This is a genomic window from Afipia sp. Root123D2, assembly GCF_001425835.1.
In the GTDB taxonomy this organism is placed as follows: Bacteria; Pseudomonadota; Alphaproteobacteria; order Rhizobiales; family Xanthobacteraceae; genus Afipia.
Map to the genome: position 1 here is coordinate 1495125 of NZ_LMDP01000001.1, position 12919 is coordinate 1508043.

Sequence of the window (12919 nt, forward strand, 5' to 3'; positions counted from 1 at the left end):
CCGAGACTTCAGCAATGTCGGCTTCAGCGATGCCGGCAGACGCTATTCGGCCGGTGCCGCCCCCGGCAGCGGAACTGTTCGTCTCCGGTCCCGCAGCCGGTCGATCAGCAGGTAGATCACCGGCGTGGTGTAGAGCGTCAGGATCTGCGACACGATCAGACCGCCGATAATGGTGATGCCGAGCGGCCGCCGCAGTTCCGTCCCCGGCCCGACCGCCAGGACCAGCGGCACGGCTGCAAGCAATGCGGCCATCGTCGTCATCATGATCGGGCGGAAGCGCGCGATGCTGGCCTCGAAGATTGCCTCCGCCGAGGACAGCCCGCGATGGCGTTCGCCCTCGAGTGCAAAGTCCACGATCATGATGCCGTTCTTCTTGACGATGCCGATCAGCAGAATGATGCCGATGAAAGCGATGACTGTTAGCGGCGTGTTGGTGAGTTGCAAGGCCAGCAAGGCGCCAAGACCGGCCGACGGCAAGGTCGAAATGATGGTCAGCGGATGAAGTAGGCTTTCATAGAGCACGCCGAGAACGATGTAGACGGCGATCAGCGCGCCCAGGATCAGCAACGGCTGGCGCCCGGTTGTTTTCTGGCTGTCGCCCGCATTTCCGTCGAAGCTGGTGCGGATGCCTTCGGGCATGTGCAATTCGCCGACCGCGCGCTCGATATTGTTGATTGCTGTCTGCAACGGCACGCCTGGCAGAGTGTCGAACGAAACAGTGGTCGACGGGAACGACCCCTGATGGAAAATCGACAACGGCGACAGTTCGCGTTTGGTGTGGATGACCGCCGAAAGCGGCACCTGCGCGCCATTGCTGCCGGCGACGTAGATGCGGTCGAGGTCGGCCGGGTCGCCCTGGAATTGCGATCCCACCTCCATCACAACCTTGTACTGGTTGCGCTGGGTATAGACGGTCGAGATCTGGCGCTGGGAGAATGCGTTGTTCAGAGCATTGTCGATGTCCTGCACGTCGACGCCGAGACTCGAGGCTTTCTGCCGGTCGATCGACAGTGTCAGTTGCAACCCTCCGGTTTCGCGGTCGCTGGATACACCGGTGATACCTTCGACGCCTTCCAGTTTCTTGGCGACGATCGGCGACCATTTCGCCAGCAGATCGAGATTGGGGCTGACCAGTGTGTACTGATAGTTGGAGTCGCTTTGCCGCCCTCCCGCCCGCAGGTCCTGAGCAGCGAACATGAACAGGCGGATGCCGGGCACGGCAGTCAGCTTGCGGCGCAACCGGTCGATGACCAGTTGCGTCGACAGACCGTCGCGCTCGGCGACCGGCTTCAGATTGATGAACATGCGGCCGCGATTGGAGCCGGTACCGTTCACGCCTCCCAGAGACGATCCGATGCCATCGACGGCAGGATCGGCCATCACGATATCCGCAACTTCCTGTTGAAGCCCGAGCATGGCCTGGAAGGACACGTCAGCCGATGCACGTGTTGAACCGATGATGAGACCACTGTCGTCCTGGGGAAAATAGCTCTTGGGAACCGTCACATACAGTGTTGCCGTCAAGACAATGGTGGCAATGAACACGATCAGGGTCAGAATCGGGAAACCGAGTACGACGCGCAAGGTCCGTTCGTAGAAACTCACCACGCGCGACAGCGTCCCCTCGACCAGCCGGTCGAAGCGTGTCGCATCCGCTGAAACGGCTTCCTTGACGTAATGTGCACAGATCATCGGTGTCACGGTCAGCGACACCACCATCGACACCAGGATTGCGAAGGTCAGCGTTATCGAGAACTCGCGGAACAGCCGCCCGACGATGCCGTCCATGAAGATCAGCGGAGTGAATGCGGCGATCAGCGACAGGCTGATCGAGAGCACGGTGAACCCGATCTGCTTCGATCCCTCGAGCGCGGCCTGATACGGCGTCAACCCTCGTTCGAGATTGCGATACATATTCTCGATCATGACAATCGCGTCGTCGACCACGAAGCCGACGGAAATCGCCAGCGCCATCAGCGACAGATTGTCGATCGAATAGCCTGCAAGCCACATCCCGGCGCATGTGCCGGTCAGCGCCAGCGGCACCGAAATGCCTGCTGCGATGGTCGGCGTGAGCCGGCGCAGGAAGATGAAGACGACGACCATCACCAGAAAAGCGGTCGCAAACAACGTCCACTCCATGTCGTCGACGCTGGCCCGGATCGTGCCGGTGCGATCGGAGAGAATCGATATTTCCACGCCGCCCGGAATCCATTGTTTCAATTCAGGCAGCAACGCCTTCACCCGATCGACGGTCTCGATGACATTGGCGTCGGGCTGCTTGGTGATCAGGATCAGCACGGCCGGCTGCTTGTTGAACCATGCAAACGAGCGGCTGTTGCGGGTGGAATCCTCGACCGTAGCGATATCCGACAGGCGCACCGAATTGCCGTTGGAGTTCTTGACAATGATGTCGCGGAACTGGACGGCGGTTCGCATTTGCGGATTGATCGCGATGGTTTCTCCTAACCGGTCGCCGTCGAAGATGCCGACCGGTCCGATCGGATTGGCATTGACGATCGCGGTTCTCACATCCTCGCTGGAAATTCCGGCGGTCGCCAATGCTCCCGGATTGATCTGGATGCGTACCGCCGGTTGATCCGCGCCGCTCACAGTCGCCTCGCCCACCCCCGGCACCTGCGAGATACGCTGTGCCACGACGGTGTCGGCGATGTCGTACATCGCACTCGGCAGGATGGTCTTTGAGGTCAGCGCGATGATCAGGACTGGTGAGGCAGCGGGATTGAGTTTGCGGAACTTCGGCAGTGTCGGGAGATCGGTCGGCAAATCACTCAGCGACGCGTTGATTGCGGCCTGAACATCGCGTGCGGCCTTGTCGATGTCGCGGCCGATGGCGAATTGCAGCGAAATGCTCGTCGAACCGATCGAGCTTTGCGAGGTGATCTGATCGATGCCGGAAATCTCGCCGAGCCGTCGCTCCAGCGGGGCTGCGACGGTCGCGGCCATCACCGAGGGGTCAGCTCCCGGCCGTTGGGCGCTGACGCGGATTGATGGGAAATCAACCGCCGGCACACTGGCGACCGGAAGGAAGTTGTAGGCCACCGCACCGACAAGAAACAGGCCGATCGCCAGCAACGTGGTGCCGACCGGCCGTCTGATGAAGGGTTCAGAGAGCGAACTCAATGCAGACCCTCGGTCACCCCGGCGATCGGCGGCGACGGCAGGTCACCGGCGGGCGGCACGGCTTTTTCGATGCGGCGATTGATACGGTCGAGCGCCAGATAGATCACGGGCGTGGTGTAAAGCGTCAGCAACTGGCTGAGCAGCAGTCCGCCGATGATCGAGACGCCGAGTGGGAAGCGCAGTTCCGCGCCGGTGCCGCTTTCCAGCGCCAGCGGCAGCGCACCGAACAACGCGGCCAGAGTCGTCATCATGATTGGCCGGAAGCGCAGGAGGCATGCCTGCACGATCGCATCGTAAGGCGTCATGCCCTGATGACGCTCCGCCTCAAGCGCGAAGTCGATCATCATGATCGCGTTCTTCTTGACGATGCCCATCAGCAGGATGATGCCGATCAGGCCGATCACCGACAGATCCTGCCCGCACAGGATCAGCGCCAGAATAGCGCCGATGCCCGCGGACGGAAGCGTCGACAGGATCGTGATCGGATGGATGTAGCTTTCGTACAGAACGCCCAGCACGATGTAGATCGTGATCAGCGCCGCGAGAATCAGCCACGGCTGCCCCGCCAGCGAGCGGGAGAACTCGGCAGCATCGCCGGAATACAGCCCGGTGATGATGTTCGGCATCCCGATTCGCTTCTCGATCTCGGCGATCCGGGTCACGGCGTTGCCGAGTGCCTCGCCCGGCGCCAGATTGAAGCTGAGCGAAACCGCCGGAAACTGTGCCTGATGCGAGATCGCCAGCGGCGCCGTCGTCCGTTTCAGGGTAGCGATGGTGCCGATCGGCACCTGTGCGCCCGCGGTTCCGGGCACGTAGAGTTTCGATAGCACCGAGGCGTCACGCTGATATTCGGGCATGGCCTCGAGCACCACGCGATACTGGTTGGCCTGACCATAGATCGTCGAAACCTGGCGCTGGCTGAAGGCGTCATTGAGCGTGTCGTTCACCGCCTGCAACGAGACGCCGAGTTGTCCGGCACGCTGCCGATCAACATCGATCAACGCTCGCAATCCGCCTTCCTGCGATTCTGACGAAACATCCTGGAACAACGGGTCGCGGCGCATCTCCTGAACAAGCCGGTTCGCCCACAGCGTCACGTCCGGCGCGTTGGTCCCGGTCTGGGTGTATTGGTACTGTGATCGGCTGGCGCGAGTGCTGATCTGGATATCCTGCACCGGCTGGAAGTAAACGGTCATCCCCGGAATCGACGCGACGCGTTCCTTAAGCCGGGTCACGATATCCCCGACACCGAGCTTGCGATCACCGCGCGGCTTCAGCGTCATTACCAGACGCCCCACATTGGTGGTCGGGTTGACGGAGCCTGCGCCGATCACCGACACCACGCCGGTCACGTCAGGGTCCGCTTGTACAGCCTTGGCGACGGCTTCCTGCCGCGCTTGCATTTCAGTGAATGACACGTCCGGCCCGGCTTCGGTCACGGCGGTAATCGACGCCGTGTCCTGGAGCGGCAGGAAGCCTTTCGGAGCCACGATATAAAGACCGACAGTGAGGATGATGGTCAGGAACGTGACCACCAGTGTCGCGCGCTGATGCCGCAACACCCACAACAACGTGCGATGGTAGGATTCGACAGTGCGGTCGATAAACGCGCTGACCGCGGCAAGGCCGGGGATTGCCCGCTCCTCGCCATGCGCTTTCAGCATTCGTGAACACATCATCGGCGTCAGCGTCAGCGAGACGATTGCCGACGTCACCACGGCAATCGTCAGGGTCAGCGCGAATTCGCGGAACATGCGCCCGACCAATCCCGACATGAACAGCAGTGGAATGAACACCGCGATCAGCGAGACCGTGAGCGAAATCACCGTGAACCCGATTTCCTTCGCACCGCGCAACGATGCATCCATTGCGCTTTCGCCATTCTCCATGTGGCGAACGATGTTTTCGATCATGACGATGGCGTCGTCGACCACGAACCCGGTGCCGATGGTCAGCGCCATCAATGAAAGGTTGTCGAGGCTGAAGCCCGCAAAATACATGATGCCGAAGCTGGTGATCAGCGACAGCGGAAGGGCAACGCCCGCGATGATGGTCGCGCGTATCGAGCGCAGGAACAGTAACACCACCAGCGTGACCAGGATTACGCTGAGGACGAGCGTGAACTGAACGTCCTTCACGGACGCCTTGATGGTGTCGGTGCGATCGCTGACGATGGACAGCTTCACCGCCGCCGGAACGGCCTTCTGCAATTTCGGAATTTCGGCACGGATTTGCCGGACGACATCGATGACATTGGCGCCGGGCTGGCGCTGGATGTCGATGATGACTGCCGGCGTTCCTTGGTACCAGCCGCCGGTCTTGTCGTTCTCAAGTCCGTCCACGATCTGCGCGACGTTGCCGATCGTGACCGGCGAGCCGTTGCGGTACGCGATGATGATCGCCTTGTAGGCATCGGCTGCGGCGATCTGGTCATTGGCCGCGATGGTGTAGGCCTGCTGGGCGCCGTCGAGCGAGCCTTTCGGGCCCGAGACGTTGGCGCCGGCAATGGCGGTGCGCAGATCCTCCATCGAAATGCCGTAGGCCGCGAGCCGGGACAAATCGGCCTGCACCCGGACCGCGGGCTTCAATCCACCGAGGACGGAGACGCGCCCGACACCGCTGATCTGTGCGAGGCGCTGAGCCATCATCGTGTCGGCAAGATCGCTCATTGAGCGAAGCGACACCGTCTCGGACGTCAGCGCCAGCGTCATCACCGGCGCATCGGCGGGATTTACCTTGGCGTAGGTCGGCGGATACGGCAGGTTTTTCGGCAGCGTTCCGGCGGCAGCGTTGATCGCCGCCTGCACGTCTTGCGTGGCACCGTCGATGTCGCGGTTGAGGTCGAACTGCAGCGAGATCTGGCTGACGCCGAACGAACTCGTCGAGATCATCGTCGACAGCGCCGGGATTTGCCCGAGTTGCCGTTCCAGCGGCGCGGTCAAAAGCGACGCCACCACATCCGGGCTCGCACCCGGCAATTGCGTCGACACCTGCACCGTCGGGAAATCGACCTGCGGCAACGCGGACACCGGCAGCGACCAGTATCCCAGAGCGCCGCCGATCAGAAGCGCGATACCGAGCAACGACGTCGCGATCGGGCGGCGGATGAATGGTTCGGAGACGCTCATCTCATCGTTCCGCGATCATATCGGTTCAATTAGCGGCGGCCCTTTTTTTGCTGGCGCTTCTGTGGCGCGAGATCCTGCTCCGGCGTACTTTCTTGACCGATGGAGACCTTCGCGCCATCGGCAAGGTTGGCGAACCCGGTTGTCACGACGCGATCTTCGACCGTCAGCCCCTTGGCGATCACCGCATCGGTTTCGGTCTGCTGGGTGACTGTAATCGGTTTTGCCTTCACGATGTTGTCCGCGCCGATCACATACGCGAAAGTGCCGCTCGGGCCGCGCTGAACGGCGGCGGTTGGAACCACGAGGGCCTTGTCGAGGGTCTGCACCTTCAGGCGCACATTGACGAACTGCCCCGGCCAGAGCTGGAAGTCGGCGTTGGGAAACTCGGCCTTGATCTTCACCGTGCCGGTTGTTTGATCGACCTGATTGTCGACGCCGGTCAGTTTGCCCTTATCGACAATCGTCTTGCCGTCATTGCCGAACACGTCAGTTTCCAGGGTGCCTTTCGCCGCCGCTGCATTGACCCGCACGATCTGCTGCTGTGGCAGGCTGAACTGCACCGCAATCGGCTGCAATTGCGTGATGACGACGATGCCGGTTGCATCGGAGGCATGAACGATGTTGCCTTGATCAACCTGTCGCAAACCGGCGCGGCCGGACAGCGGCGCGATGATCTTGGTATAGTCCAGGGTGGTCTTGGCGTTGTCGATCGCCGCCTGATCGGACTGCACCAGCGCCTCGAGTTGCGCAACGGTGGCGCGCTGGGTATCGGCCTGTTGCGCTGATCCGGCTTTCGAGGCGGCGAGCTGTTGATAGCGCGTCAGATCGATGCGCGCGTTCGCGAGTTGTGCTTCGTCCTGGGCCTTCTTGGCAACGGCCTGATCGTATTGTGCCTTGTAGATCGCCGGATCGATCTCGGCGAGAACGTCGCCGGCTTTCACGTCCTGCCCTTCCTTGAAATTCACCGACAGCAGCTTGCCATCGACCTGGGCGCGGACCGTAACCGTGTTGAGCGCGCGGACTGTTCCGACGCCGTCGAGATAGACCGGCATGTTTTCGATACGCGGGCTCGCAGCCAGCACAGGAACGGCTTGCTCCGGTATTGTGCGCCCTGCGCGATGCTCCTGCTGATAGGACGACCAGATGATGTAACCGAGGCCGCCGACAATCAGCAGGGCGATGGCGATGGACACCGTGCGTCGGCGGGCGCCTGATGCCACCTTGGCGACGCCCTCGCCGGCTGCTTTAGCCGTGTCGTTCAGATCGGGCTTAAAGAGCATTGCTCGCCCCTTCAACCTTCGGCATCCATCCGCCTCCAAGCGCCTGGTACAGGCTGACGATGGCCTGAAGCCGTGCGAGCTGAGCCTGCGCCAGCGAATCCTCAGCCTGAAATAACGTCAATTGCGTGTTTAGCACAGTGACGATGTCGGCAGTTCCGGCCGTTAACTGCCGCGTGGACAGGTCGAAAGCCCGCCGCGAGGCTGACACGACGATCCTCTGTAATCGGAGCCGCTCGGTCGTCTGCCGGATCGCCACCAAGGCGTTATCGACGTCGGCGAATGCCGACACCACGGTCTTGCGGTAGGTCTGCAGCAACTCGTCCTGCTGGGCTTTGGTCAGATCGAAATTGGCCTGAATTCGTCCGGCATCGAAGATCGGCTGGGTTAGTCCGGCGGCCAGACTGAAGAAGGCCGATTGCGGCGAGAAGAGCGCCACGAGCGCCGCGCTTTGATAGCCGCCCTGCCCGGTCAGTTGAATGCTCGGGAAGAACTGCGCCCGCGCGCTGCCGACATTGGCGGTGGCAGCCGCGAGTTGTGCTTCCTGTCGTCGGATGTCGGGGCGTTGGGTCAACAACTCGGACGGCAGTCCGGGCGTGACGCGCGGAGCGGATATCCGGTTTAATGAGCCGCCAATGACGCGGAGGCTCTGTGGTGGGCGCGCCACGAGCGTCGCGAGGATGTTCTGGTTCTGCGCAAGCGTCTGGCGTAACGGCGGCAACTGCGCCCGCTGGTTGCCCAGCAGGCTTTCCTGCTGGGCGAGATCGAGGTCTGAGCCGGTGCCGGCGTCGACCCGCGCCTTGATGGCGTCGTAGACGCGCTGGGCGCTGGCGATATTGCGCTGCGCCGTTGCAATCCGGTCCTGAGCCGCCAAAACCTGGAAATAGGCGTTTGCCACGCTCGCCATTGTGGTGAGAGCGACAACGTCACGATCGAAACGGTTGGCATTTGCCGTTTCCTCGGCTGCCCGAAGAGCATCGCGGTTCTTGCCCCAGAAATCGATTTCGTAGCTCGCGCTCAGTGTGGCCGAATAGGTCGTGACCTCACCGCGCCTCAATGTCGTTCCGCTCGTCACGGAGCTCGATGTGTTCGACGACCTGGATCGCGTTGCTGACAGACCGCCATCGACCGCCGGAAACAGACTGGCGCCGGCTTGTCGCGCGAGGGCATCTGCCTGCAGGATACGGGATGTCGCCGCGGCGATATCCAGATTCACGGTGTGGGCTTCTTCGATCAGGGTAGTGAGTTCGCGGGACCGGAAGCCGCCCCACCAGTCCAGCGCGGGTGGATGTTCCTGCCCCCGGCTTGCGTCGGATTTGTAGGCGGCGGGAATATCGAGCGCGGGGTCTGGAAGATCGGTGGTCAAAATACAGCCCGACGAGGACGCAACGGCCGCAAGCAGGGCACATGTCGCCGCCGGCCGCGACAGCCGCGCGCGTATGTCGCGTAAAGATTGAATCTGGAACAAGACCACCAGCCAAGGGATTCGCTGAACAAGGCGGTATTCTAGCGACCCGGCTGGATAGCGGACAGCTATGTTAATGTGAGCGCACCCTGAGTACTCCACAGGGAGCTGCGCCAGACATTCAAGTTTGTCCTGAAAAATATGAACTTTTGGCGCACCGCGTATTGTGAACAGCCATTCATTACAAAGATTTCACCCGATATTTTCGATCCATTGATGCGCATTTGTCACGTCGGCGTTCCGGGCGGGTCGTGACCGCGAGCTAAGCTCTGCGATATGCGAGCATCCACGATGGAGCGGCGCTCGCGGACCCGAAGCGTCTCCGGGCAATTCAAGGCAACCGGACGCTTGGTGCGGCGCCCGGGCCGGAATCGGTTTCGACGAGAACGTATTCCGGTCGCCTTTCCGTAGCCCAGGCGCTCGATGCTTCTGCTGCATCCATCGACCTCAAGTTGCGGATTTTCGAGACGGGCGCCGCGGCCCTCGCCCCTCTTCAGGTCAGTGCAGGAAATTGACATCGACAAATCTAATACGTTCATTTGTCTGCCCTCCCATGACACTTAAAATCATGTGGCGCGGTTCACCGGAGGTCTTGCGTCTTTGGCTCAAAGGCGCGAGGTTTATGCACACCGCAGCCGATGGACAATCCAGCGTGCCGGCGGTGCAAGAGGGGCTGGGCAGTTTCAAAACGGGAAATCCCAAACTCAGACGGCAACCACTCGGACAATACACTTCCGGATACCGGATACAGAGCCGCATCAGATTGATGGACTTGTGCGATGTCTGATCTGATTACCGTGACTCCCGACAATGTGGAGTCTGTGTTGCGGGACGTGCCGCGTCTCGTGAGGCTGGCGTTCGGTTTCGCGGCAAAACTGCGCCGCGGGACACTCGATATCACGCTGCCGGATGGGCGCACGATCCGATGCGGTGGCCTCGAGCCAGGTCCCGCCGCGACCATGACCATTCACAGTTATGGTTTTGCGTGGCGCTTCCTTAACGGTGGAGATATCGGAATCGCCGAAGCCTATTTGCGCCGCGAGTGGGACACGCCCAATCTGACGCAGTTTCTCTACATCTTTTGCGTCAATCACGATCTCATCCAGGTGATGCTCGGCAACAAGCCGCTCGTGCGCGCGGTCCAGCACCTGCAGCACTGGTTCCATCGCAACACCAAGCGGCAGGCCCGCCGCAACATCTACGCGCACTACGACATCGGCAACGCGTTCTATTCGGCGTGGCTGGACCCCAGCATGACCTATTCATCGGCGATCTTCGAGGACAACACCCACGATCTGACTGCCGCACAGCACAACAAGTATCGTCGCCTCGCTGAAGCGATCCATCTCCAGTCGGGTCAGAAATTGCTGGAGATCGGCTGCGGCTGGGGTGGGTTCGCCGAGTTCGCCGCCAAAAGCTATGACGTCAAAGTGGTCGGCCTGACGATCAGTACCGAGCAGCATGATTTCGCGCAGAGGCGGATTCAGGCGGCCGGCCTCAGTGAAAAAGTCGAGATTCGTCTGCAGGATTATCGTGATGAACGCGGCCAGTATGATTGCATTGCATCCATCGAGATGATCGAGGCGGTCGGAGAACAGTTCTGGCCGAACTATTTCGGTCAATTGCGCGACCGGTTGAAACCCGGCGGCTTCGCCGGAATTCAGGCCATCACGATTCAGGATCGCTTTTTCCAGACCTATCGACGCGAGGTCGACTTCATCCAGCGTTACGTTTTTCCGGGCGGGATGCTGCCCTCCCCGCAGGTGCTGAAATCGCTCGGCGACAAATTTGGTGTACCTGTCATCCGGGAGCGCATCTTCGGAGAAGATTATGCCAAGACGCTCGCGACATGGAGAGACAATTTCCGCGCGGCTTGGCCGAACCTGATGCCACTCGGTTTTGATGAGCGGTTTCGCAGATTGTGGGAATACTACCTGGCCTATTGCGAAGCCGGATTTCTGTCGGGAAACATTGACGTGCGTCAGGTGATTTTCGCGAAACCTGCATGAAACCGTTATTCCTGAACACTTGTGCAGACCGCGTCGCGGAACTAGGTTGATTGTCTCATCCTGCCTTTTTCCTGCGCGAATTGCGGTCCCATGAACATCCATAAAGACGTCGTCGACGCTATCGGCAACACCCCCCTGATCAAGCTCAAGCGCGCATCGGAAATGACCGGCTGCGAAATTCTCGGCAAGGCCGAGTTCATGAATCCCGGCCAATCGGTCAAGGATCGCGCGGGAAAGCAGATGATCCTCGAAGCGGAGAAGCGCGGTGAACTCCGGCCGGGCGGTCTTGTGGTTGAAAGCACCGCCGGCAACACCGGAATCGGCCTCGCTCTCGTCGCTGGCGCGCGCGGTTATCGCACCATCATCGTGATCCCGGAAACGCAAAGCCAGGAGAAGAAAGACGTGCTGCGGCTGTTCGGCGCTGAACTGGTCGAAGTGCCGGCGCTTCCCTACAGCAATCCGAACAATTACCAGCATATCGGCCGCCGGCTCGCGGATGAGTTGCGCAAGACCGAGAAGAACGGCGTTATCTTTGCCGACCAGTGGAACAACCTGGATAACCGCAAGGCTCACTATGTTTCGACCGGTCCGGAAATCTGGGAACAGACGAACGGCAAGGTGGATGGGTTCATCTGCTCCATCGGCACCGGCGGTACACTGGCGGGTACGTCGAGTTTTCTCCGCGAGAAGAAAAAGGACATCATGATCGGGGTCGCCGATCCGCGCGGCGCCGCGATGTACAACTATTTTGACCATGGCGAGGTCAAATCAACGGAGGGCGGCTCGGTCACTGAGGGCATCGGCCTCGGCCGCGTCACCCCCATCATCCAAGACGTCAAGGCCGACAAGGCCTATCTCATTCCGGACGAGGAAGCCGTGCCGATCGTGTTCGATCTTCTCGAACATGAAGGTCTTTGTGTCGGCGGTTCGTCCGGTATCAATATCGCCGGCGCTATCCGTCTTGCGAAAGACCTCGGCCCCGGACATACCATCGTGACCATCCTTTGCGATTACGGCACACGCTATCAGTCGAAGCTCTTCAATCCGGCATTCCTGCGCTCAAAGAATCTGCCGGTGCCTGCATGGCTTGAGCAGAAGAAGAGCAAGATCAGCGTTCCTTACGAAAAGGCGTAAGGCGGTCTCTCAGCGCAGGATCTGGCTGAGGAATAGCTTGGTCCGCGCATGCTGCGGATTCGAGAAGAAGCGATCCGGCGTGTTCGCTTCGATGATCTGACCCGCGTCCATGAAGATCACGCGATTGGCGACTTCCTTGGCGAAGCCCATTTCGTGGGTCACGACCAGCATGGTCATGCCCTCCTTGGCGAGATCCACCATGGTGTCCAGCACCTCCTTGACCATTTCCGGGTCGAGTGCGGAGGTCGGCTCGTCGAAAAGCATCACCTTGGGATTCATCGTCAGGGCGCGAGCGATGGCGACGCGCTGCTGCTGACCGCCGGAAATCTGGCCTGGATATTTGTTGGCCTTGTCGGGAATCCGCACCCGCTCGAGATATTTCATCGCTGCGGCTTCAGCTTCCTTTTTAGGAATATTGCGGACCCAGATCGGCGCCAGTGTGCAGTTTTCCAGAACGGTGAGATGCGGAAACAGGTTGAAACTCTGGAACACCATGCCGACCTCGCGGCGCACTTCATCGACGCGCCGCAGGTTCGGTCCCAGTTCGATCCCGTCGACGATGATTTTGCCTTCCTGGAATTCCTCCAGCGCATTGATGCAGCGGATCAGCGTCGATTTGCCGGACCCGGATGGCCCGCAGATCACGATACGCTCGCCGCGCCCGACCTCGAGGTCGATGTCGCGCAATACGTGGAAGTCCCCGTACCACTTGTTGAGACCCGCAATGGATACGATCGGATCACCTGTCATGATGTTCTCGTC

General features: G+C 60.6%; 7 protein-coding genes. 2 read left to right on the forward strand and 5 right to left on the reverse strand.

Features of this window, described 5'->3' with window-relative positions; translation table 11 throughout:
- Nucleotides 1-42: 42 nt before the first annotated feature.
- Genes ASC80_RS07285 through ASC80_RS07300 form a run of 4 tightly spaced genes read right to left on the reverse strand, consistent with a single transcriptional unit; the run spans nt 43 to nt 9008 of the window.
- Nucleotides 43-3144, reverse strand: a complete 3102-nt coding sequence (locus ASC80_RS07285; RefSeq protein WP_056294464.1) for an efflux RND transporter permease subunit — start codon at nt 3142-3144, stop codon at nt 43-45.
- Nucleotides 3141-6272 carry an efflux RND transporter permease subunit gene (locus ASC80_RS07290; protein WP_056294467.1) on the reverse strand — a complete coding sequence of 1044 codons (3132 nt, stop codon included), beginning with the start codon at nt 6270-6272 and terminating at the stop codon, nt 3141-3143. Before ASC80_RS07290 ends, ASC80_RS07285 begins: the two co-directional genes overlap by 4 nt.
- A 29-nt stretch (nt 6273-6301) precedes the next feature.
- Nucleotides 6302-7552 carry an efflux RND transporter periplasmic adaptor subunit gene (locus ASC80_RS07295; RefSeq protein ID WP_056294469.1) on the reverse strand — a complete coding sequence of 417 codons (1251 nt, stop codon included), beginning with the start codon at nt 7550-7552 and terminating at the stop codon, nt 6302-6304.
- Entirely contained in the window at nt 7542-9008 is a 1467-nt protein-coding gene (locus tag ASC80_RS07300) for an efflux transporter outer membrane subunit (protein WP_502690946.1), read from the reverse strand. Before ASC80_RS07300 ends, ASC80_RS07295 begins: the two co-directional genes overlap by 11 nt.
- Before the next feature lie 785 nt (nt 9009-9793).
- Between ASC80_RS07300 and ASC80_RS07305 the strand changes: the two genes are divergently transcribed.
- Together ASC80_RS07305 and ASC80_RS07310 are read left to right on the forward strand one after the other, a co-directional pair.
- Nucleotides 9794-11023 carry an SAM-dependent methyltransferase gene (locus ASC80_RS07305; RefSeq protein WP_056294473.1) on the forward strand — a complete coding sequence of 410 codons (1230 nt, stop codon included), beginning with the start codon at nt 9794-9796 and terminating at the stop codon, nt 11021-11023.
- Nucleotides 11024-11113: 90 nt separating this feature from the next.
- Nucleotides 11114-12157 carry a cysteine synthase A gene (locus tag ASC80_RS07310; protein WP_056294475.1) on the forward strand — a complete coding sequence of 348 codons (1044 nt, stop codon included), beginning with the start codon at nt 11114-11116 and terminating at the stop codon, nt 12155-12157.
- 9 nt (nt 12158-12166) lie between these two features.
- Here ASC80_RS07310 and ASC80_RS07315 read toward each other — a convergent pair whose 3' ends face one another.
- Entirely contained in the window at nt 12167-12907 is a 741-nt protein-coding gene (locus ASC80_RS07315) for an amino acid ABC transporter ATP-binding protein (RefSeq protein ID WP_056294478.1), read from the reverse strand.
- Between the last annotated feature and the right edge of the window lie 12 nt (nt 12908-12919).